General features: G+C 37.5%; 17 protein-coding genes. 12 read left to right on the plus strand and 5 right to left on the minus strand.

Going from position 1 to position 23983, the window contains the following annotated elements; translation table 11 throughout:
- Positions 1 to 111 precede the first annotated feature (111 nt).
- Positions 112 to 597: a DNA starvation/stationary phase protection protein Dps gene (dps, locus tag AC2SLL_RS07890; protein WP_486531143.1), complete on the minus strand. Its 486-nt coding sequence runs from the start codon at positions 595 to 597 to the stop codon at positions 112 to 114.
- 503 nt (positions 598 to 1100) lie between these two features.
- On the opposite strand from dps, the gene uvrB reads away from it, so the two are divergent.
- Both uvrB and AC2SLL_RS07900 read left to right on the plus strand, forming a co-directional pair.
- The gene (uvrB, locus tag AC2SLL_RS07895; protein ID WP_486531144.1) at positions 1101 to 3218 is read left to right on the plus strand and encodes an excinuclease ABC subunit UvrB; all 2118 of its coding nucleotides are present in this window, start codon (positions 1101 to 1103) and stop codon (positions 3216 to 3218) included.
- Between the two features lie 339 nt (positions 3219 to 3557).
- Positions 3558 to 3929 (plus strand): hypothetical protein, encoded by a 372-nt coding sequence (locus AC2SLL_RS07900; protein ID WP_486531145.1) that lies wholly within the window; start codon positions 3558 to 3560, stop codon positions 3927 to 3929.
- 217 nt (positions 3930 to 4146) lie between these two features.
- On the opposite strand, the gene AC2SLL_RS07905 is transcribed toward AC2SLL_RS07900, so the two are convergent.
- Positions 4147 to 4539, minus strand: a complete 393-nt coding sequence (locus AC2SLL_RS07905) for a hypothetical protein (protein ID WP_486531146.1) — start codon at positions 4537 to 4539, stop codon at positions 4147 to 4149.
- 506 nt (positions 4540 to 5045) lie between these two features.
- Here AC2SLL_RS07905 and AC2SLL_RS07910 point away from each other — a divergent pair.
- The 8 genes from AC2SLL_RS07910 to ruvB all read left to right on the plus strand — a co-directional run bounded on the left by AC2SLL_RS07910 (position 5046) and on the right by ruvB (position 15822).
- Positions 5046 to 6191, plus strand: a complete 1146-nt coding sequence (locus tag AC2SLL_RS07910; protein WP_486531147.1) for a beta-ketoacyl-ACP synthase III — start codon at positions 5046 to 5048, stop codon at positions 6189 to 6191.
- A gap of 158 nt (positions 6192 to 6349) precedes the next feature.
- Positions 6350 to 7438, plus strand: coding sequence for a peptide chain release factor 1 (gene prfA, locus AC2SLL_RS07915; protein WP_486531148.1), 1089 nt, complete (start codon positions 6350 to 6352; stop codon positions 7436 to 7438).
- Between the two features lie 105 nt (positions 7439 to 7543).
- Complete coding sequence (locus AC2SLL_RS07920) at positions 7544 to 8005, plus strand: hypothetical protein (RefSeq protein ID WP_486531149.1); 462 nt, start codon at positions 7544 to 7546, stop codon at positions 8003 to 8005.
- Positions 8006 to 8066: 61 nt separating this feature from the next.
- Complete coding sequence (lysS, locus tag AC2SLL_RS07925; protein WP_486531150.1) at positions 8067 to 9599, plus strand: lysine--tRNA ligase; 1533 nt, start codon at positions 8067 to 8069, stop codon at positions 9597 to 9599.
- A gap of 437 nt (positions 9600 to 10036) precedes the next feature.
- Complete coding sequence (locus AC2SLL_RS07930; protein WP_486531151.1) at positions 10037 to 11464, plus strand: hypothetical protein; 1428 nt, start codon at positions 10037 to 10039, stop codon at positions 11462 to 11464.
- Positions 11465 to 11543: 79 nt separating this feature from the next.
- Complete coding sequence (gene dnaX / locus AC2SLL_RS07935) at positions 11544 to 13502, plus strand: DNA polymerase III subunit gamma/tau (protein WP_486531152.1); 1959 nt, start codon at positions 11544 to 11546, stop codon at positions 13500 to 13502.
- A 158-nt stretch (positions 13503 to 13660) separates the two neighbouring features.
- Positions 13661 to 14563, plus strand: coding sequence for a LysR family transcriptional regulator (locus AC2SLL_RS07940; RefSeq protein ID WP_486531153.1), 903 nt, complete (start codon positions 13661 to 13663; stop codon positions 14561 to 14563).
- A 281-nt stretch (positions 14564 to 14844) separates the two neighbouring features.
- A complete protein-coding gene (gene ruvB, locus AC2SLL_RS07945; RefSeq protein ID WP_486531154.1) occupies positions 14845 to 15822 on the plus strand; it encodes a Holliday junction branch migration DNA helicase RuvB in 978 nt (325 codons plus the stop codon).
- Between the two features lie 244 nt (positions 15823 to 16066).
- Here ruvB and AC2SLL_RS07950 read toward each other — a convergent pair whose 3' ends face one another.
- The gene (locus AC2SLL_RS07950) at positions 16067 to 17185 is read right to left on the minus strand and encodes a hypothetical protein (RefSeq protein WP_486531155.1); all 1119 of its coding nucleotides are present in this window, start codon (positions 17183 to 17185) and stop codon (positions 16067 to 16069) included.
- 258 nt (positions 17186 to 17443) lie between these two features.
- On the opposite strand from AC2SLL_RS07950, the gene AC2SLL_RS07955 reads away from it, so the two are divergent.
- Positions 17444 to 17992, plus strand: coding sequence for a L,D-transpeptidase family protein (locus AC2SLL_RS07955; RefSeq protein ID WP_486531244.1), 549 nt, complete (start codon positions 17444 to 17446; stop codon positions 17990 to 17992).
- A 366-nt stretch (positions 17993 to 18358) separates the two neighbouring features.
- Here AC2SLL_RS07955 and AC2SLL_RS07960 read toward each other — a convergent pair whose 3' ends face one another.
- Complete coding sequence (locus AC2SLL_RS07960) at positions 18359 to 19867, minus strand: CYTH and CHAD domain-containing protein (protein WP_486531156.1); 1509 nt, start codon at positions 19865 to 19867, stop codon at positions 18359 to 18361.
- 572 nt (positions 19868 to 20439) lie between these two features.
- The gene (locus AC2SLL_RS07965) at positions 20440 to 22023 is read right to left on the minus strand and encodes an isocitrate lyase (RefSeq protein WP_486531157.1); all 1584 of its coding nucleotides are present in this window, start codon (positions 22021 to 22023) and stop codon (positions 20440 to 20442) included.
- Between the two features lie 957 nt (positions 22024 to 22980).
- Here AC2SLL_RS07965 and AC2SLL_RS07970 point away from each other — a divergent pair.
- Complete coding sequence (locus AC2SLL_RS07970; protein ID WP_486531158.1) at positions 22981 to 23970, plus strand: LysR substrate-binding domain-containing protein; 990 nt, start codon at positions 22981 to 22983, stop codon at positions 23968 to 23970.
- The last annotated feature ends 13 nt before the right edge of the window (positions 23971 to 23983 follow it).

Genomic DNA, 23983 nt, shown 5'->3' on the forward strand with positions numbered 1-23983 from the left:
ATTAGTTTGAATATTGTATTAAATAAAAGAAGGAGGTCATCACTATTGTAGTGACGATCTCCTTCTTTTATTTAATTTAGTTGATTTTTGATCAGATCGCTCTATAAAAAACTATTGGTTTAGAGGGGCATTAGCGCCAATGAACCAGGCATCTTTATCAATGGTGCGGCTAACTTCTGTAAATAAATCTGCTGTATCTTCATCGCCTGCCTCGCCTGCAGAATCAATGGCTTTACGTAACTCTTCAGCAACTATCTTATAACGATTAGTTAGCTCACGTACATGCTGATCAATCTCAGTTATTTCGGTAGGATAGGGTTCTAAGATTGAATCCTCAGTAACACGGTGAGAAATACCATTAGCTCTACCACCGAGTATAACAATACGTTCAGCAACCGTATCGTAGGCCTCGGTCAAACGCTCGTAAGTGTCATCAAGAAGCTGGTGAACCCCGATGAATCCTTTGCCTTGTAAATTCCAGTGGCATTGTTTACTGTCCATGCTTAAGTCAATTAAATTAGCTAAGTTATAGTTTAATAGCTCTACCATTTTTTTAGCTGTTTCATCATTAATACCACTTGCGTAACGTTCTCTCATAATTTTAATCCTTAATGCTTTAAGTTAATATAAAATTTTTTACTTTATTATAAAAGGCAATTCTTGGTTGAATGAAATAAACCATTGAAATATTTCAATATTTATAATAGCAGGTCATATTCAATATTTGAACCTACCTTTAAAAGATTTGAACCTACCTTTACAAGATTCAGGATGAGTAAATATAAGCGATATGCTAAATGTGTAAATCTATGTAGTTTTTGATAGGTAAATCTATATATTTTTTGGTTTCTATAAGTCTGTTTGGGTAGGCCTATGAAGAAGGATAGGATGGCTATATGGTTATTTGTAATAACTTTTTAATAACAATGTTTACAGACCCTATGTTTGTTTGACATCTTCCTACTGGCTGTCTTTAATTGAAAGATTTATCTCATAAAAGATTTATCTCATAAGTGTTAAAAACTCTAGCCTTTTAATTCTCAGTAATTACCCCCATATCTTAAAACATCAAAAGTTAGTAATAATAAAAGAAAATGACTATGCGCATGCCCGAACCCCGCTCTTCAAGACAGCTTAATCAACTTGCCACCCAGCTTCAAGGCGAAGCTGAAATCACTGGTGTGAATGCATCTGGTACACAAATAGCAAGCCGTGCATTCAACATGGTCACTGATTTTAAACCTGCCGGAGATCAGCCCCAAGCGATTAAAAAATTGGTCAAAGGTGTAGAGTCAGGTATGGATGCTCAGTTACTATTAGGTGTGACTGGATCTGGTAAGACCTATACTATGGCCAAAGTTATAGCTGAGACTCAGCGCCCAACCATTATTATGGCGCATAACAAAACGTTAGCTGCGCAGCTATATGGCGAATTTAAGTCTTTTTTCCCAAATAATGCGGTTGAGTACTTTGTGAGTTACTACGATTATTATCAACCAGAAGCTTATGTCGCTGCGAGCGATACTTTTATTGAAAAGGACAGTGCTATTAATGATCATATTGATCAAATGCGACTGTCTGCTACTCGGGCGCTACTTGAACGTAGAGATGCCATTATTATTTCATCAGTCTCATCTATATATGGCTTGGGCGATCCAGAAAGCTATCTTAAAATGTTACTACATATTGTGGTTGGCGATATAATCGACCGTACGTCAATGATTAAAAGGTTGGTCGAGCTACAATATACACGCAATGAGTTAGATTTCGAACGAGGTACCTATCGTTTACGTGGCGAGCTGTTAGATATATATCCTGCTGAATCAGAACAACTTGCCGTTCGTATTAGCATGTTTGATGATGAAGTCGATAAAATCAGCTGGTTTGATCCTTTGACGGGTAAAACGGTAAAAAAAGTTCCTCGTATTACTATTTATCCTAAGTCGCATTATGTGACGCCCCGTGAAAGATTAGAGGCGGCGAGCCACACTATTCGAGCTGAACTAGAAGAGCGATTGGAATATTTTCGTGAAAACGATAAGCTGATTGAAGCCCAGCGTATTAAAGAGCGTACCCAGTACGATCTTGAGATGATTCAGCAGCTTGGCTACTGTAACGGCATCGAAAACTATTCACAGCATTTGTCAGGTAGACCAGCTGGCGAAGCACCACCAACTTTGTTCGATTACCTTCCACCAGATACGCTACTGTTTATTGACGAATCGCATGTGACGGTTCCTCAAATTGGTGCCATGTATAAAGGGGACCGCTCCCGTAAAGAAAACCTTGTTAACTACGGCTTCCGCCTGCCTAGTGCAATGAGCAATCGGCCAATGAAGTTTGAAGAGTGGGAGCGCATTAAGCCCACTACTATATTCGTTTCTGCTACGCCCGCACAATATGAGCTGGAAAAAAGCGAGCAGGTGGTTGAGCAAGTGGTCCGACCGACAGGACTTATTGATCCTGAGATTGAAATTCGGCCAGTGCTCACTCAAGTAGACGATGTCCTTTCTGAAATTACCAAACGCCGGGAATTAAACGAGCGAGTGCTCATTACCACGCTGACCAAGCGAATGGCAGAAGATCTCACAAGCTATCTCAAAGAATATGACGTTAACGTTGCTTATTTACATTCAGATATTGATACCGTAGAACGCATGCAGATTATTCATGAACTGCGTACCGGCGTACATGATGTAATCGTTGGTATTAACTTATTGCGTGAAGGTTTAGATATGCCCGAAGTGTCATTGGTTGCTATTTTTGATGCCGATAAAGAAGGCTTCTTGCGCTCAGAACGTGCACTGATTCAGACTATCGGGCGTGCAGCTCGTCACTTAAATGGTAAAGCGATTCTATATGCTGATCGAATGACACCAAGTATGGAAAAAGCAATTGAAGAGACGGATCGTCGACGTGAAAAGCAAGTTGCCTTTAATCTTGAGCATGGCATTATACCAAAGTCTGCCAGTCGCAGTATTACAGATAAGATTGATACAGGCGAGATCGAGGAGGACCTTAACGATAATCAAGCTATTCCAAGTAGTAGCGGGTTGCCAGATGTTGATATCGAGATTTTGCGTAGCCCAGACTTATTGGCTAAAGAGATTAATCGTTTGGAGAAAGAGATGAAAATATTGTCTCGTGAGCTTAAATTTGAAGCTGCTGCCAAAGTCCGTGACAAAGTATTGTCGCTTAAAGCATATATTATTCAGTAGATAATATGGCTTATGACAATATAGTGTTGAATAGATAAAATGGCTTGACCTACAAATTCATTGCCTCAGCGATTGGTAGTCTTGATTGGTAGTCTTAACAACTATTTTATCAACGGAGTTTCGCAGTCATTTGTTCGATTTTTGTATTTTGTAGCTTAAGTCAACCAATTATCAACGTAGTTTTACACTTTTTCACTAAAAAAATAGATGCGCCTCCAATAGGATATATAGATAGGGATATCTAACAGAATACATGTCATGTACTTTTAGCACATGGATACGGATGCTTTTTTATTAATTAATTCATTTAATAACAATTTTAATATTAGGAGATTAAGGATGTTTGACTTTAAGGCTTTATTAAAAAAAGGTGTTGAAAAAGAATTGACTGATGTTGATGACTATATTTTTATGCCTGAGAATATTCAAATGGAAGTTGATGAGGGTAAGGTAAGCTGTATATTAAATAGTGATGGCAGTGTTGATATATTTTATAGCAAGCATGGTGTCACTCATGTCAGAGCAGCAACCCGTAAGCATCCTTTAACATCATTTGAAACTGAGTTACTTCATGGGGTTTATGATGACATTATTGATGATTTAGTGAAGGAGGTAAATGAGACATTGGATGGTAAGTCTAAATACTTTCATAATGAAGTTGTATTACCCGCTAGTAACTCATTAGAGTTTAATAATAACAATACTCTTTAAAGACAATACTATCTAAAGATATTGTTTAATAACTAGCTTCCATAACAATAATCTATATAAATTTTCTTATTTAAAATTACCCTGATTGAATTCAAAAGTAATCATTACAGACAGTGCTTAGCCAGCAGAGCAAGAGCATATGTTAAGGACGTATTAAAAAGGGGGCGTTATTAACCATAACGGCCCCTTTTTTCAGCTTGGATTTTTTCAACAAACTTTAATCTTTGTTAGTGAAATTGCCATAACAAGTTTGTAAAGACTTTGTCACTACTTTGGTTACTAACTGACTGCGATAAGCAGGGTCAATAGCTGCATTAGCCATATCTACAAGAGTTACATGATTCGGTGCTTGCTCACTGACACACCCACAAATTTTAGTTTGAATTTTTTCTTCTTGTTGAGGCGACATAGCGACACGAGCAAGGCGCCATGTTCTTTTCTTCTCAAGCTCGCTACGACATTTATTATCTACGGCAATCTTGAATACATTTAAACCCACGTTTGTCGCAGTAGCCGTCGTTGTATTCGTGGTAGTTGGCGTACCAGTAGAGGTACAGCCTGCTAAGCTAAAGGTAGCTGCTATTGCAGTGAGTAATAAGCCTTTTTTCATCGGTTAATCCTTATTATGTAAAGTAAAAATTTGCGTACTCATAAAATAGTGAATAGATTTGATACAGACCTTCAGCTAACAAGACACAGCATTATTATCTAGTGTATTTGTAATAAAGGCTATCTTAAGATTATATGATGTTTTATTTTGTTGCAGATAAGAACTGCAAGAATCTATTTGTATACATTAATTATGCGAGCACTATCTATTTGTATCAAAGACCATTTATTTAGATATTATCATCAGTAATTGCTATTATATAAATAATAATTTAATCAACATTAGTCAGTTAAATTATAATTTAGTAAGTTTTTTAACATTCAGCAATAGGAAATTTGCTAGAAAACAGGCATAATAATGTAAATTTAATATTAGACATAATTTGTTACGATTTTTTAAGTAGGCTTAATCGGCTAAAGCTTAATTTTAATTGGTATGTTGAATGTGTATTTTTAAAACTTCATTATTTTACACGAGTCTATTTAAAGGCATATAAAGGGAGAGATATGAGCATTTATATCACAGGAACGGGTTTATACACACCACCTTATAGCATTAGTAATGAAGAGTTAGTAGATTCTTTCAATCAATATGTTGATAATTATAACAATGAGCATAGTGCTGAAATCGAAACAGGCAATGTAGAACCGTTGCAAAAATCTTCTGCCGAGTTTATTGAAAAAGTATCGGGTATTAAGTCACGTTATGTCATGGAAAAAGAGGGGATATTAAATCCTGAAATCATGGCGCCCGTTATTCCCTATCGTCAGTTGGGTGAAGAGCTGTCAATTATGGCGGAGATGGGGGTAGATGCTCTTCAATCAGCCCTTAAAGATGCAGGGTTAGAGGCCAATGATTTAGATGGCATTATAGTAGCAGCGTCAAACTTTCAGAGAGTTTACCCTGCCATTGCCATTGAAATACAAAGTCATATTGGGATGGTTGGCGGCTTTGCTTATGACATGAATGTCGCTTGTAGTGCGGCTACTTTTGGTATAGCACAAGCGGTTGGATCAATTAAATCTGGGCTTGGTAAACGTATTGCTGTTTTAAACATTGAGATTACCTCTGCTCATTTAAACTGGCGCAACCGAGATAGCCATTTCATATTTGGTGATGCGGCGATGGCTACGATTGTTGAAGCGCTTGATACACCTAAGGGTTATGAGGTGCTTGACTCAAAATTATATACCCAGTACTCAACTAATATCAAAAATGAATACGGATTTATGGATCGTTCAGAGTACCTAGCCGCACAAACTGAAATGTATCCTGATATTAAAGAACCTGTCACAGATAAACTGTTTTTACAAAATGGACGTAAAGTGTTCCGCGAAGTGTGTCCTAAAGTGTCAGAAATAATCCAAGAGCATCTAGCAGAAAATAACTTTAAGCCTAGTGAAATCAAGATGATGTGGTTACATCAAGCGAATGCAAATATGCTTGATTTGATCTTGCGTACCGTAGTTGGAAAAACAGCGGACAAAGCCATTGCACCAAGTGTGATTGATGAGTTTGCGAATACCAGTTCAGCAAGCCCTATGATTGTATTCCACCGTTACAAAGACGCCTTGAAGTCTGGAGATTTGGGTGTCATTTGTTCGTTTGGGGCAGGATATTCAATTGGCTCAGTATTAGTTCGTAAAGTGTAAGCGTTTATCAATGTGCTTAAACTAGGTATTGCGCTTTGTAATTAACTTAATCCTCCATAATATGGGGGATTATTTATTTGCTAGTCGGTATTTAACATAAAATTTGTTATAATTACTCCCCTTATTATTTTCACAAGCTAACACAAGCTATATTATTTATGAAAGACTCTTTAAGAGAACGCCTTGATCAAATGGTTGACCGCTATGAAGAGGTCACCGCTCTGCTGTCAGAGCCAGACACCATGAGTGATAACAATAAGTTTCGTGAACTGTCAATGGAGCATAGCGACTTATCTGAAATTACCTCACTCTGGCAACGTTATTGTCAAACCGAAAAAGATAAAGCCGATGCTGAAGAAATGCTGGAAGATGCTTCTGACCCTGAAATGAAGGCGATGATGCAAGATGAGATCGATAATGCTCTAAAATCCATTGAAGATATGGAAGAAGCGCTTAACGTAATGATGTTGCCCACCGATCCGAATGATAAAGTACCTGCATTTTTAGAGATTCGTGCTGGTACAGGTGGGGATGAAGCGTCTATATTTTCTGGGGATTTATTCAGAATGTACGAGCGTTATGCCTCATCTCAAGGCTGGACAATTGAAGTGCTTTCTGCCAGTGAGGGGGAGCACGGTGGTTATAAAGAGATTATCTCACGTGTATCAGGTACAGGTGTATACGGGCGTTTGAAGTTTGAATCAGGGGCGCATCGTGTCCAGCGTGTTCCAGAAACTGAGAGTCAGGGCAGGGTGCATACATCTGCCTGCACGGTTGCCGTTATGCCTGAAGTAAAAATTGACGATACCGTTGACTTAAATCCAGCTGATATTCGTATGGATACTTTCCGTTCAAGCGGTGCAGGGGGGCAGCACGTGAATACCACTGATTCAGCTGTCCGTTTGACTCACATTCCAACTGGAGTGGTTGCAGAATGTCAGCAAGAGAGAAGTCAACATAAAAACCGTGCTAAAGCAATGCAGATGCTTATTTCACGTATTCAACAAGCTAAAGTTAAAGCGCAAGTCGATACCGCTGATGAAATGCGTCGTGACTTGGTGGGTAGTGGCGACCGTAGTGAACGTATTCGTACTTATAATTTTCCACAAGGTCGTATGACAGATCACCGTATTAACTTGACTCTATATAAATTAGATTCAATTATGGAAGGGGATTTGGATGAGTTATTAGATGCCTTAATTCGTGAGCATCAAGCGGATTTAATGGCCAGTATTGGTGGTGAATAATTCGTTTTAACGATTGTTTTTAATCATTGTTTTTATGGTAATTTCGATATAAGACACTTGTGGTATCAGGCATTTAAATAGGCAAATGAATAGGCATTAGAAGCTATGACGATTAAAGTAAAATCTATGTTTTTGGGCTTATTGGGTCTTTTTGCTTCAAGCACATTGACGCTTTCAGCTTGTACGACGCCCCAAACTCGAGTTGAACCGGATTCGACAGTGACTGTATCTGAACAATCGAATATTGATTTATCAATTTTCAGTGATCAAGATCAGAATTGTCCTAAGGTAACTGCCGACAGTGTTAAAGAGTGTCATGAACAAGGTGGTAAGCTTCAAAGAGAAGGTATGATGGGATGTGATATGTGTGTTGTGCAGTACGAAGATGCTGGCAAAACTTGTGATGATGCTTCAGACTGTCTTGGCGAATGTAAAGCTACGTCACAACAATTTCTTAATCCAGATTTGACTCACCAAACTGGCGAATGCGCCAGCAATAGCAGTGTTTTTGGCTGCTATCAGACAATTAAGAAGGGTATCCCACAACCTGCTATTTGTATCGATTAAATATTAGAGTTCAACCCATCAATCTGTTTCAATAAATTCAATCTATAATGCTGAGAGTCTTATGTCTAACCAAAAAAATCAGTCAGAAAATCAAGTAAATTCATCTGAAGATACCAATGAGTTAATTGCACAGCGTCAAGCCAAGCTTGACGATATTAGTGCTTCTGGCAAAGTAGCTTATCCTAATAAGTTTAAGCGTACAGATTATGCTGATGATTTACAGAAACAGTTTGATGGCATTTCAAAACAAGAGATTGAAGAGAAGGTGGCGGCTGGAGACAAGACGGAAGTTAACGTCGCGGGTCGTGTTATGCTTAACCGCGGTGCATTTATTGTTATCCAAGATATGACTGGACGTATTCAGTTATATGTGGCTCGCAAAGAGTTGGATAACGAAACTTTGGCAATGATTAAATCGCTTGATCTTGGTGATATCGTTGGTGTAACCGGTTATATAGGTCGTTCAGGTAAGGGTGATTTATATGTTCATATTGAAGCCATAACCTTATTGACTAAATCTCTTCGTCCTATGCCGAATAAGTTTCATGGTTTGGCAGATTTAGAAGCCCGTTATCGTAATCGTCATTTAGATTTAATGACTAATGAAACCAGTCGCAATACTTTTTTAATTCGCAGTAAGGTCATTAGTGGTATCCGTGAGTTTATGCTAGATGAGCAATTCATGGAAGTCGAGACGCCAATGATGCATTCCATCCCAGGTGGTGCTGTGGCCCGCCCATTCATTACTCATCATAATGCATTAGATATGCCATTATACTTAAGAATAGCCCCAGAATTATATTTGAAACGCCTTGTTATTGGAGGCTTTGAACGTGTATTTGAAATTAACCGTAGTTTTAGGAATGAAGGCGTTTCGACGCGTCATAATCCTGAGTTTACCATGATTGAATTCTATCAAGCTTATGCAGATTATAATGACTTAATTGATTTAACCGAACGTATGTTAAGCCAACTAGCGAATAATATATTAGGAACAACTGAAATAACCTATCAAGAAGAAGACATTAGTCTAAAAGCCCCTTTTCAACGTTTAACCATGACAGATGCCATTGCAAAATACGCCGATGGTTTTGATATGGATTATATTAATGACAGAGACTATTTAGTTAGCTATGCTCAAAATACGCTTAAGCAACCCGTCAAAGAAAGCTTTGGCATTGGTAAGCTACAAACTATAATTTTTGAGGAAACTGCGGAACATAAATTACGTCAACCCACTTTTATAACTGAATACCCCGCAGAGACGTCACCATTAGCCCGTCGCAATGATGAAAATCCTGAGATAACGGATAGATTCGAATTATTTATTGGTGGTCGTGAAATTGCCAATGGATTTAGTGAGCTTAATGATCCAGCAGATCAGGCAGAGCGTTTTAAAAACCAAGTAGCAGAGAAAGACGCAGGCGATGACGAAGCAATGCATTATGATGCTGACTATATCGAAGCACTGTCTTATGGTCTGCCACCTACAGCAGGTGAAGGTATTGGTATTGATCGACTGGTTATGCTGTTTACAGATTCGGCCAGTATTCGAGATGTAATCCTTTTCCCGCATATGCGTATTAAAAATTAGAGGTTTAAAGTAATAATGGTATCACTACTTGATGATAAACTACCTGACAGTGTGCGCATCAACAATGGCAGTTTCAATGTGAAATTGCACAATATCATTATTAATTGTGTTTAAAGGTTATTTTTATTGCTGTTTTCTATTAAGAATGTACTGAAAATGGTATGAGTAGAGTTCCAACCAGACATATCGAGAGTTGACTATTTATTATAAATATTCAGATTATTATAATCGTCTACTGGGATATATAATCGATTAATGGACTAAAGTCTGATATCACGTTAGCTATAATTAGTTCAAGTTTACCTCCATACAACCACAAACTTTGTCCTTTCAACAACAATAACATGTATTTAATACAAAGGGGATAGGCAGATGTAAGTCAATTTAGGTATAGTACTTTTAATTTATAATGTTAATTCTTAGGTGTAATAGATATTATGTCAAACCACTCTTTTCAAAACTCTAATGAAGTATCTATTAAAAGTCCTACTTTAAATAAATCTTATGGCAATCGTACGAGCACGCCAGCGCCTATCGAACCTAAAGTTGCACGAAAAGATAAAAAAGCATTTAATCTTGAGCCTTTATTACAACAAACTATTTTTTCTGCATTCTTAAAACCGAGTGATCCGTTAGCGAGTGCTGGAAAGTTTGACTATGTGCTGCATATTGGCAACCATCGTCTATATATTATAGCTCAAGAAGAAAGTTTTAACTCTGATTCGCCAAAAATTCCTAAAACAGTCATCAATAAATATAAACAAAAAGCAGCCGCAAAGCTGACAAAACGCTTTCAGCAGCTGCGTAAAAGAATAAGTTTGCCCCTGCTTGAAGTAGATGATGTCAACGTTAAAAATTTTAACGAAACTGTTAAGTCTGCAAACAACACGCCATCAATAAACAGCAATACAAAAATACACTGTATTGGTTTAACTCTAATAAGTGCAATCTATGATGATGTTACTTCACATATAAATCATGATTATGGTAGTGCTTTTTTTCAAGAAGAATGTGTATTAGATTTGGATCATGGCAAACAAGTCTTGCAAATTTTTAGTTTAGACAGTTTTATTAATATAATAAACTTATTTCAAACACCTAGTGATTGTATTAGTTTTTTTGAATATCATTTACCTGCGTTAATCAATCAGAATAGCTTTGCCAATGAAGTGGCTTTAGCGCGACACTTTTTATCAAGTCCAAAGTTTTTTGAACGAGCCATTAATGTCCAAAAGAAATTGGTTGAAATTGGTCTACTTGCAAATATTGAATCTCGTTTGTTGTTAATGAGCAATATGAGTAACGATATTAATATCCATAAAGATGTAAATGATGAAAAAACTAAGCTGATCCAAAAGTTGCAAAACTATTCAACCATGTATCAGAAGCTTATTAATGGCTTTGTAAAGCGTCATCTTGAAAACAAACATGCTGCAATAGATGAACATATTCAAACCATCATTGATGAATCGATGTACACTCGAATGAGCATTATGGAGGAGATCATTGCCTATTCAGAACGTTCTGAAGAAGAATATCGTAATGGGTATCTACGCCATCAACATTCATACAATCAGTTTGGTCATCATTATATCCTCATTATTTATGGTCTTGATGAAAATGCACAGTTCTCTCGAGAAGCCATTAAGAAAAACTACTCAAATATTATTATGGACATAAATAGCCAATTACAAGATCCAGTGATGGATGAGTACTTTATATTAGGCTTTGATATGTCTAAAAATGATGGCAAAGGCAATGTAACTGTTGAAATGGAAGTTTTCCATCAGTCTGGATCAGCCATGACTCCCATAGAAAAGCGTTTATATGAGCAGATGCAGGAATTAAGTGGAATGCATCAGTAATAATAAAGCTTTTACACCAAGGCTGATAGATTAATAATCTATAATATTCTTAATGTAAATCAAGTGTTGGTTGATGTATATGTCTCAGCAATATCAGGTCTTAGCACGAAAATACCGTCCCAAAAACTTTCATGAATTAGTGGGTCAGTCACATGTGTCAAAGGCACTGATTAATGCCATTGAGCATAATAGGCTTCATCACGCTTATTTGTTTACCGGTACACGTGGTGTGGGTAAAACCACTATTGCCCGTATTTTGTCAAAATGTTTAAACTGTGAGACAGGTATTACCAGTTCGCCTTGCGGAGCTTGTAATACTTGCTTGGCAATTGATGAAGGTAGATTCATTGATCTGATTGAAATTGATGCTGCATCGCGTACGAAAGTTGAAGACACACGTGAGCTTATTGATAACGTACCCTATGCACCAACTCAAGGGAGATATAAGGTCTACTTGATTGATGAAGTGCATATGTTATCTACTCACAGTTTTAATGCGCTGCTTAAAACGCTTGAAGAGCCTCCAGCTCATGTTAAATTCTTATTAGCAACTACTGATCCTCAAAAGTTACCGATTACAATCATCAGCCGATGTTTACAGTTCGTTTTACGTCCTATTCCTCAGCAGGCAATCAGTGAGTATTTAGCGAGTGTACTGAAAAATGAGCAGGTTGAATTTACAGAATCCGCATTATGGCAACTGGCTAACGCTGCTAAAGGATCTTTACGTGACGCATTATCTTTAACTGATCAAGCGATTGCATTTGGTCAAGGTGGCTTGACAGATGATACCGTGAATGACATGCTTGGTCTTATCAATAGTGCAGATTTAATTAGTTTGTTGTCTGATATTTACCAAGGAAATTCAGCCGCTGTGGCGAATCATGTAGAGGGTATGCGTGCTCAATTAGTTGATGCAGGCAGCATGTTTGATGGGTTAGCTGAGTTACTACATCAAGTGGCCATGACGCAGCTACTTCCTAATATTTTATTAAATGTGAGTACGGAACAGGCAAGTCAAATTAGCTCATTAGCACACCTAATTACCCCAGACGTATTACAGCTGTATTATCAAATAATTATTCAAGGACGCGAACAAATTAAGCTTGCCAATACCCCTTTGCAAGCTCTTGAGATGTCATTATTACGTATGTTGGCGTTTAGACCCCTCGCCGTAAATGAAGTACCTAATATAAGACAGTCTGTAGCAAAGATTAATGAAAAGTATGAAGTCAATGAAAAGGGCGATTCATTTTCCTCTCAATATGTTAATAAAGCCAATGATTTTAAAAAAGGTGACAACCAACTCGATGGACAAGTTTCAGCTATAAGCTCTTCTTTAGATATACCTGAGCAGCCAGTTGCCGAGCCAGTTGCCGAGCCAGTTGCCGAGCCAGTTGCCGAGCCAGTTGCCGAGCCAGTTGCCGAGCCAGTTGCCGAGCCAGTTGCCGAGCCAGTTGCCGAGCCAGTTGCCGAGCCAGTTGCCGAGCCAGTTGCCGAGCCAGTTGCCGAGCCAGTTGCCGAGCCAGTTGCCGAGCCAGTTGTAAATAACTCTCAATCAAACAAGATAACAAGTCCACTATTATCTGTAGAAGACCCCAGAGATTATTTATATTGTCCCATCACTACTTTAGAGGGCAGTTGGACACCGGATAAATGGGACTATTGGTTGCAAACTGCTCGTGAGTCAAAAATACTAGCGCAAGATGAACTGGCACTAGCTAGGCAGGGTATTATGACAGGAAAGATACACGGTCATAGTATTCTTAAAGTTGCATTTGATACCAAAAATATGAAAAGTATTTTAAAACAATTAATTAAACATCTTCAGGAACAGTTTGGGGCCGAAGTCTCTATTGAAATTGATAGTGAATTGGCGAAAAGTGCTAATGATATTTTACCTCAGTCCAGACAGCTTCAGCGTCAAAAATTTGCAGAAACCCGAGCAAAAGAGCTGCTGACTCAAAGTCCAGTTATGAGACAGTTGATTGAGTTTTCAGACGCTCACATCACTCATCTTAAACTACTGCCTTTATAATCTATGTGATCAATGATATCTATAAAATTATATCTATAAACTGAATAGTTTATCTCTCTGAATTTATTTTTAGTCCTATGCTTGTATGTATGATATTTAAGTTATACTCTCAGTTTAGATGAACCAATTTTTAAAAACTTTATTTGGATGCTCGGAAAATGTTAGATAATTTAAGAGGAATGGCAGTATTTGCAAGTGTTGTAAATCATGGGTCGTTTAGCGGTGCTGCAAGACAACTAGGCATTACGACAAGTGCGGTAAGTCAACAGATACGCTCTTTAGAAAAAGATCTCGGTGTGGTGTTGCTACATCGTTCAACACGTAAACTTAGCCTGACTGAGGCAGGTGCAAGTTTTTACGAAGCTGCGAAAGATGTCGTGAGTGCAGCCGATCAAGGCCGAATTAAGGTAAATCAATTGCGCGATGAGTTGGCGGGTAGTTTAAGAATTGCAACTACCCCTGAGCTAGGTGTTAATCATATTCTACCGGCTTTATCGAGTTGGATGGCCGCCCATGATGATTTAAGTTTGTATTTTCTAGCGGATAATCGCTACATAGATATGATTGATGAGCGTGCAGACATTGCTGTGCGTATGAGTCCTAATATCAAAGATAGTTCGGTAACTAATTATCCTTTAGCTGAAGTAAAGCAGGTTTTGGTTGCTTCTCCTCAGTATTTACGTCTGCATGAAAAGGTTACAAAGCCTAAAGACTTAGCAAGTCATCAGCTAATCAGTATTGATTTAATGAAGGATCCTAATACTCTTGAACTAACAAGTATTGAAACATCTAAAAAAACAAAGGTAAGAGTCGAATCTCGTATTCAAACAAATAATGTTTTTTTAGGCGTAACCTTAGCAAAGTCAGGGCATGGTCTGATTCGGGTAATGTCTTTAGACATTCAAAAGGAACTTGAATCGGGAGATTTGGTTGAGGTGCTTCCAGCATACTCTTTACCTCCTTTTGTTCTTTATGCGGTCACTGTAGAACGTGACCAGCAACCTGCTAAAATAACTCGCTGTCTCGAAGTCTTAAAAAAGTATTTTCATTCTGCTACATAAATCGCTAAGTTAATTTCTAAAAGCGCTAATCATTCATGGCGCTTTTTTTGATTCTACACACATATCGGATCTAAACTTACTCAACTTTTTTATAGTTACATCAAATTTACTACAGTATGATACGTTAAATTTTACTCTAAAATATAAGCCAGTAACTTTTAGTATTTACAGTCATTACCATGTAAAACACATAAATTTGACAAATTAGGTAACTCTTAAATTTGGTAAAAATAATATACTAAATTACTTATAATCTTTTAATTTTATGATTAAGCGACATTATGGACAATAGACTGATAAATCCTTTACAACGCCCCGATGATCAACCGGATATAAACATTCGTCCCTCTACTCTAAATGACTATATAGGACAGCCCGTTGTCCGCGAACAGATGGAAGTTTTTATCGAGGCTGCCCGTAAACGTGGTGAGGCTCTAGATCATACGCTGATTTTTGGTCCTCCTGGTTTAGGTAAAACAACATTAGCGAATATAATTGCAAAAGAAATGGGGGGCAATCTTCGTTCGACTTCTGGGCCTGTTCTTGAGCGTGCTGGTGATTTAGCTGCCATGTTAACAAACCTTGAGGAAGGGGATGTTCTGTTTATTGATGAGATTCACAGGCTAAGTCCGGTTATTGAAGAGATTTTATATCCTGCTATGGAAGACTTTCAGCTTGATATTATGATTGGCGAGGGGCCTTCTGCCAGATCTATAAAGCTTGATTTACCGCAGTTTACGCTAGTAGCAGCAACTACACGAGCAGGTTTATTGACTTCGCCACTTCGCGATCGATTTGGTATCGTCCAGCGCCTAGAGTTTTATAATATCGAAGATCTAACCACTATTGTCGGTCGCTCAGCGCGGTTGATGAAAGTAAGTATGACAGATGAGGGTGCAATTGAAGTTGCCAGACGTTCACGCGGTACGCCAAGGATAGCAAATAGATTATTACGCCGAGTCCGTGACTACGCTGAAGTTCGTTCGGATGGCAAAGTCACTGGTGATATTGCAGACAGTGCGCTTGATATGCTGGCTGTGGACAGACGTGGACTAGACCATTTAGATCGCCGCTATATAGAAATTTTGCACGCCCGTTTTGACGGTGGGCCAGCAGGGGTAGAATCTATTGCTGCAGCCATGGCTGAGGATAGGGGAACACTAGAAGATGTTATAGAGCCTTATTTGATACAACAGGGTTATGTTCTACGTACAGCCAGAGGCCGTGTAATTACACAGATGGCAGTTGATCAGTTATAACTTGATCAATTGTAAACTGACTTGATTTAAGCGGGTTATGTTTAAACTAAGTGATTAAGACTAAGTGATTAAGACTAAGTACTAAGAAATGTCATGAATGAAATTTATATTTATAAATACGGTGTATACTGGATAAAATCAGGTTTTGTAAAGTTAATAAGTTCATTAAGTGTATCTTTTTATATGGTCTCGCATTGGTCTATTTATAAGTATTAATAATTGGAGTTACGCAATCAACGCTGGATTATATTTGATGAGGTAGAACTATCTGACTATTAACGTTTAAGTTTTTATTTTTCTTTAGTTGAGCTTTGCCTATGGCAATGATAGCCAGTCCACCAATAACAATTAAGAGTAAGATGATGACTGTATTTTTATAAAGTGGGACGTCAGATTTATTCGAAGCATCAGAGTCATCCGCTAATTTACTAAGGTTATGTTCGATAAAATCGAAATTAACAAAAGGTTTAGGAGGTGCTTGTGTGGGTTCAGGTGCAATTCTGAGTCGATTTCTACTTAAATATATATCGGAAATCTTTGCAAGTTGCAGTAGCCAACGCTGATAGGGCAATGATATACCCTCTATTTCGCTAAAAGTTAACACATCTCTTTCATTGCTTTTATCCACAATTAGCCTTGAATTAGACGATGGGCTGACTAATTGGCTGGGTGTTTTAGGCGAGCGTCCGATCACTTTAGCATAGTGCGGGATGCTATCTTTAGGCGTGCTATTAGTTTCAGGTATTGGTTTATAACCTGTTATCTCATGCCACATAGGGTCAAAGGATGGTTTTTTAAAACGTTGTGAACCAGTAAAAGTTGAAGATTCTCTTAGATCCTTATTCATACTGTAATCAAGTTTGATGAATTGCGATTGTAGATTCATCCAACAATCAACTTCAGTTGTATCTAATCGTGAGTAATCTACCAAAATAGCAAGTTCACGCAAGCATAATAAAACCAGTGCCGATAACAGCGGTTTTACCTTTTCAATAGGTAACTGTGAATACACAGCAAGATGGTGGCATATCTCTTTTTGAGTTAAATGCTCATCAAACAAAACATCACTAACCGGCTGACCGCATTTGAAGGCAGTGATCATAGCCTTTGTATTAAATGCATTATGTTTTCGTAACTCTTTAACCTGATTGCGGTTTATTAAATTTTTAATAAGCAAGTCGGAGCCTTGGTGCTGGTTATAGGCAAGAAGCGCACTGACTATAGCTTGAATCCCATGTTCAATTAAAATTCTGGCCTGAGGAAGAGAGATATGCCCTAAATCAGCAACTATAGAATCAATAGGCTGAGTATCTTCAATCAGAAAATCGTAAATTGAAACTCGAGTAGGCAATAAAGCGGTCATAATGATTCATATGATTATAATGTGACGCTATCTTAATAGCGTTCTGAAACAGATACAACCTAAAAACCTTTACAAAATAAATTCTATTTATAACTTTATCAGCTAAACTAGCTCGCTAGGCTAATTTCTATAAGTATTCCGTATTGTTTCGCTACTATGAACTGCCTTTAATTACTTTTAAATATAATCTCTGAATGTTGTAAAACTTTTACAAATATTTATTAAATGGGCAACAATATGAATTTTAAACATCGAAGTATGGAAATAGGTCATCATATTGTCATAAATATTGACAAACAAACTTTAGCATTATTTAAAATGTCAAAAAGTGCGGGTCTCGAAAATCAGCAGGATAAACTAATAGGTTTAAACCTATTAAAAGTATTTGATGTATCTACTGCTAAAAATGGAATTGGTAGCCTAGAATCAACTGGTTGTACACCATTAGGAAGACATGTTATTGCAGAAAAAATTGGGGAAAATGCGCCGATAAACTCAGTGTTTGTGGGTCGAGTACCTACAGGCGAAATATATAATGACAGGCTTGGTACATTAAACCCTGAAAGAGACTGGATTTTGTCTCGAATTCTGTGGTTAGCGGGGACAGAGGAAGGTGTTAATAAAGGCAATAATCAAATAGGGTGTTGTGATACTTATAAGCGTTACATTTATATTCATGGCACACCCGATACAGAACCTATGGGTTTACCGATGTCGCACGGGTGTATTAGGATGCGAAATACAGATGTTATTTGGCTGTTTGATAACGTTAAAATTGGTACCAGTGTAGAGATTATTGCTAAATAATCTCTATCTATATTCATATCAAACGACTGCTTATTATACGAATTGAAAGCAAACGAGTTGAGTAGAGATTAATAATAAAGCTCAATACTAATCGAGAGTATTTAGTTTTCATGACATAAGTTCAGCTTTCAATGTTTGATGGTCAATCAAATAAAATTTATCTTAGCTTTTTACAAACTAAGCAATGTTTAAAAATAGACAATCTTTAAATAAACAGCCGACTTTGAAAAAAATCTCAAGTTCAAACAACATTTAGAATTGCCAACATTAAAAACTTTAACAGATGGTTATAGATTTTATTAATTTATAAAGTTTTGATCAAAGAGATAGTGGCTCACTATTAGGGAAAGCTCTTAGCAGAACTGCTTACCAAAATGTGGGTGCATCGCTGATGGCTACTAGGCTTTCTGCACACTTTTCAGCGGTTCGTTGCTTATGCGCAGCAAAGTAGCCGACTGCAAACCATGCGTTTGGATCTGTCTTGGTTTTTTCTAAATAAAACTCATGACCTACAAGATCATCATTATATTCGCCTAGCTCGTCTTGAACCGGTTCAAGATATTTTAAAAACTGTTTTGTTTGTTTCTTTTTATACAGTGGAGCGACGAACTCACAAAGGTAGCGCAGGCTCTTTAAGCGTTTACGTACATCATGCTGAGATTCGACATCTAGTTGTGCAAATTGAGTTCTGGCATTTGTAATTTTCTTATAAAGCTTATTCAATATTTTACTTGTTGAGTCAATTGCTAAATTATCAGTCTCAGATTTGTCTTTGGTAGCATCACTCATTGTATATTCAATTAATTCAAGTAGTGTGATTTGAAAGTCATTAGCACGCACAGCAGCACTAGGCGTTATTTTTAACGCATTGCGTTCAGGAGACCAATCTACATATGGTCCACCAATATCCTCTAATATAGCTTGGGTTTTAAGCTGTAGTACTTCACGATCTCTATATTCGCCAAGCAAGCTAAACGTCTGCTTAATAATGGGTATCCATTCAGGATTGATATCGTAGGAGAATCCATCAAAAAACTTAAGGGCAGTCCGTAATCTACGTAGGCCCACACGAAGCTGATGTACATGATTACCGTCTGGACTGCCCGCAGCAATAGCGCTGGCATTGGGTAATATTTGAATCATGCAGTTGTGTACGACAGCACGCATAAACTCAGGCTGTGTCATACTTTTATTAACATTAAGTTGATTAAGATCTGCTTTAGTTGCATTTGCATGCTCTTTATCAGCTAATAATAAACCACCACGTTCTGCTTTGGTAACAGTGGACACACACAATTTATATCGTTTACACCAGATCTTTGCCGATTCAAAGAGGAACTTCACATCACCTTGGACGAGTTCAAATTCTATTTCATGAATGGGTTGATGTTTGTCACTGTCATGACCATGAATGACCTTCCCTTCGTCGTAAGCAATTTCGACAACATTACCTTCTTTTTTTAGTAATCTCGTTGTACGATGGACATCAGTAACATATAGCCTATCCAAAGGGATATCATTTCCAGAAATCTTAAGCTTTGAGAGAGGCTTTGCAAAGTCAGAATCGTCATATAGTGATATATCTGGTTGTAATTCATCGTTCTCGAAAGCTTGTAAAACCTCTTGTTCATCTAATACATCATTTTGTTCACCTCGAGCAGCAAGACCATCACCGCCAGACTTTAAAGTTTGAACCCAATTCTCTCCCTCTTTTCGAATCCTTAAAGCCATGCCTTCGTCAGCAAGGGTATTGAGCTTAGTATCAAAATAATGAGCAGCCAGTTGTGAAGATTCAGACGTCTTAATTTTAACCTGACGCATAAGTGAATCAACTTTATATTCAGGTACTAAAAACTTAAGTTCAATCTCTTGCATTTTTATCCTTTCCATTAAGCATTATTTATTAATAGTGAACATTATGTATGTGTCTTATCATAATACAAATAAAAAGTGTTAAATAATAGTCAATTATTATTGGACTATTATTTCAATAGAAGGTTTATAAAATAACTGCTAGTTAATAAAACATTTATTTATAAATTACAAAGAGTGAAACTTAGAAGTAAGGGGGGTAGCTAGTGGTTTTATCGAGTTGAAAAATATTAATGTATAGAAAATTTAATTATGGCAAATATGTAGTTAATTAACGATTAACAAGCCATCATTGTAACCGTTAAATAGTGCTAATGAAAAGAGCAGACAACTAATATACAGTCTATCAAAGTAACGTATTTTGCTAAGCTGCTTGCGATATAGTCAGCGAACTACTAAACGGTTACGGCGTTAACTTCGTTAAGCCTACTCCAGTAGTACTTGCACTCGGTTGCCTTGTAACCATTTTAGACTTCTTTGACTATAGCAGATGGATGAACGAGAAAAGAGATGACATAAAAAATCGTCCTACCGAAGTAGGACGATTTTTAATTGTAACTTAAAAGGATTAATTCTTAGAATTGGTTCATTGTGTTTTTCTCGCCACCTGCTTTAAGAGCGTTATCACCAGAGAAGATCTCTTTGTGATCATCGCCTAGGTCAGAACCAGCCATTGCTTGGTGTTTGACGCATGAGATACCTTCACGGATTTCTTTACGTTGTACGCCAGCAGCATAAGCAAGCATACCATCTTCACCAAAGTAGCCTTTAGCAAGTTCATGAACGCTAAGAGCAGTAGTATGGTAAGTAGGTAGAGTGATTAAGTGATGGAACACACCAGCTTCACGTGACGCATCACGCTGGAAGTCTTTAGCAGCTTGGTCAGCAGCAGCATCAAGATCAGAACCATCATAGTCAGCACTCATCAAGTTATTCTTGTCGTATGCTGAGATGTCTTTACCTTCTTCTTCCCACTGAGCGATAACTTGCTTACGGAAGTTTAGCGTCCAGTTGAATGAAGGACTATTGTTGTAAACAAGCTTCGCTTTTGGTTGCTGTTCTTTAATACGGTCAACCATCATTTTGATATGTTGAACGTCTGGAGTAGGTGTTTCAATCCAAAGTAAGTCAGCACCGTTTTCTAAAGCGGTTACACAGTCAAGAACAACACGGTCAATATTAGTGTCTTCACGGAACTGGAATAAACCATTGGCCAAACGTACTGGACGAACTAGTTTACCATCACGCTTCAAAAGTACATCGTTTTCTTTTGCATCAGCGATGTCGATTTCCTCAACATCGATAAAGTCGATGTATTTAGAGGCTAAGTCGCCAGGTTGTTCAGATACTGGGATTTTCTGAGTTAAAGAGGCACCTTCAGAGTCAGTACGGGCAACGATAACACCATCGTCTACACCAAGTTCTAAGAAAGCATAACGAATAGCATTAAGTTTTGAGATGAAGTCTTCATGCGGTACGGTTACTTTACCAGCTTGGTGACCACACTGTTTAGCATCAGACACTTGGTTTTCAATCTGGATAGCACAAGCACCGGCTTCAATCATTGCTTTAGTAAGTAGGTAAGTGGCTTCTTCATTACCGAAACCAGCATCAATATCAGCAATGATAGGCACAACATGCGAATCAAAGTTATTGATTTTCTCTTCGATTTCAGTAGTATCTTGTCCGGCTTCTTTTGCAGCGTTAAGCTCACGGAAGTAGTCGTTCAATACTTTAGCGTCAGCTTGGCGTAAGAATGTATAAATCTCTTCGATTAGTTGAGGTACAGTCGTTTTTTCATGCATTGACTGGTCAGGTAATGGACCAAGCTCAGAACGTAATGCAGCGACCATCCAACCTGATAAGTAGATGTATGTTTTAGAAGTAGTACCAAAGTATTTCTTCTTAGCGTACATCGTTTGTTGTGCAACAAAACCATGCCATGCACCAAGAGACTGAGTGTACTTAGAAGTATCTTCGTCATACTCTGCCATATCTTGACGCATAATAGCAGCAGTGTATTTAGCAATATCAAGACCCGTTTTAAAGCGGTTTTGAACCATCATACGTGCAGCATCAGATTCACTGATATTCTGCCAGTTACCATGTTTTGCTTTAATTTCACGAATATGTTCAAGAGCTGATTTATAAGTTGACATCAATTGTCTCCTAGATTGAGGATGGTTAAATGAAATAAATGCTTCTTATTATTAGTAAGGAAGTTTTTATTTAACACCGTTTAAAAATGTAAGCCACTGTATAGTAAGAGGCTGTGTAAAAATGCAGGCCCCCCTGAAGCAGGCCCTTATAAAATTGTAATGATTGTTAAATGCTTATTTAATGGCTAAGCTAAATTATTTTGAAATGATTTTCAAAATGGATAAGGAAGGCTAACCAAATATGTAGTATGCAAAATACTATGCCCTTAACACTTAATAACCACTATAACGACATTATAAAGATTTATCTAGTTTATGAAGGTTATCTTGGGTATTTATTTAAGTTATAGTGCTGTTAAAATAATAGGTTAGGCTTATTAATAGTTACTATTTTATGGTTTTTAGGCAGTCGATGAGTCGTTTCTTCAACAATGACATTATTTACTAAAGCACTCTAGCGTTACAAATGCTTTAAACCAAAATAATCAATCCGAGGTATATATTAACAATAAGCCCAGTTGAGTATGAAAATCGATAAGGAACTATTTATAACCGCTAGGTGCTCAACAGTTAAGTATCTATAATAGGATATAATAAAGTAAGTACCTATTGGATGAGAGGATTAGAGGATGAGGATGAGTGATCATGACTATATAATAAATAATGAGTAATAAATAATGAGTACCTATAACTACATTAACTAAGCGTTTGCCTATGACTACTTACCTATTTATTAATTAATAGCTAATACCGTTAATAGCTAATCCCGATGCTGAATACTTATACTACATAATAGGTTATTGTTAATAAGTCATGAATAAGTTATTAAGACTTAGCCTAATCATTTTTAGTTATATATAACTTTTATATAACTAAAAAACACATTAAAAATTTGAACCATTAAAATCAATGCAATGATACGATTGTAACAACGAATAAAAACATATTGAGAGTTATATGAATTTACAACACGTCGATTTAAATTTACTCGTAAATTTAGATGTTTTATTGCGCGAAAAGAATGTCACTAGAGCTGCTGAACAGCTAGGCATTACACAACCTGCAATGAGCAATATCTTGCGTCGATTACGTAAACTGTTTAACGACCCATTATTAGTACGCTCATCAGAAGGTATGACACCAACCGAGCGTGCACTTGAGCTGCAACCTAGAGTGCGTGAGATTCTGGCCGACTTAACCCAGTTACTTGAACCACGTACTGAATTTAGACCTTATAGAACGTCTCGAGTCTTTCGGATTATGACCTCAGACTATGCCGAAGCGACATTGGTTCCTCGTCTGGTAAAAGCCCTCCGTTCAGAAGCGCCCAATGTAGTTTTGGATTTTTTAACGCCCTCAGACGTCTCCTACCGTGATATGGAGCAGGGACGTGTTGATTTAGCCATCAACCGCTTTAATGAAATCCCGCAGAGTTTTCATCAGGTATTGGTATGGCGCGATACGTTTAGCTGTTTGTTGTCAGCAAAAAGTCCCTATTTATATCGGTTTAATTTAAAGAACTACCTTAAAGCTCAGCATGTTTGGGTATCCAAAACCGGTATGGGAGTTGGATTTGGGGTCAATCCTGAAAAATCTGGTGGTCTTGGTTCAATCGATCAGGCACTGCAGAGGCTGGGTCAAAAACGCCGAATTAGTGTTTTTACACGACATTATCAAATGCCTGCCATGCTAGCTGCAAACAAAGATTTAATTGCTACATTACCTACACGCGTGGCTCGAATGCAAGCCACAAATGATAGTATTGTTATGAGAGAGCCTCCGTTTTTTATACCAGAGTTTGAGTTAACGATGGCATGGTCACCTCTATTGCAACACCATCCTGCACACCGTTGGTTACGTCAGCTTATTATCCATGTTGCTCGTCAAGTAGTGGCTGATGAAGAAAATACTGAGTCAGAGGAAGCTACTATTAACCATTTATTTTAATAGTAAGCCTAAT

It is taken from the genome of Psychrobacter sp. CX97, assembly GCF_057396285.1.